Below are 555 nucleotides of genomic sequence, written 5' to 3' on the forward strand. Positions count from 1 at the left end.
CGACGAAATCATAGCGGAACTTAACCGATTGTGTATCAGCGGGATTCGCATAGTTTATCTGGTTGGAAATCACGATAAAAAAGCGCGGGAAGTCGCTTACAAGTATTTCCAAAAAGTCGAAATCGAAGAAACGGTTCTGCATCGCTCCGCCAATGGGAAAAAGTATCTCATTGCCCATGGCGACCAAGCAGATGGTCGGATCCTACGGTTGCATTTCATGACACTGTTCGGTAGCCGTCTTGATGCCTTGCTGAGGTCATTGGATAAATGGCTAAATTCAAATAAGAAACTGAGCTCTAACAAAAAAGGTTTTTTTAAGAGTATCATTTTCCAGTTCAACAAAGCTTTGTTCATGGGCGACCGCTTTGAAAGGCTGCTCACAAAAATGGCAAAAGATGTTGGCGCAGACGGTGTCATTTGTGGACATTCGCACCGTCCTGGAATTTGGAAGCATAACGACTTAATTTATGCAAATTGTGGTGATTGGGTTGATAGTCTAACGGCTGTCACCGAAGATCATAACGGACACATCGAGTTGGTTGAATGGAAGCCTGA

At 43.8% G+C, this 555-nt stretch carries 1 protein-coding gene; it reads left to right on the top strand.

What is annotated here, in order from left to right:
- Positions 1–28 precede the first annotated feature (28 nt).
- The coding region (locus tag ACTF5Q_RS05715; RefSeq protein WP_438953691.1) for a UDP-2,3-diacylglucosamine diphosphatase at positions 29–555 on the top strand (527 nt) is incomplete at its 3' end.

The organism is Candidatus Salinivivens marinus (assembly GCF_965655845.1).
Taxonomy (GTDB): Bacteria; Pseudomonadota; Alphaproteobacteria; order Rhodobacterales; family Rhodobacteraceae; genus Salinivivens; species Salinivivens marinus.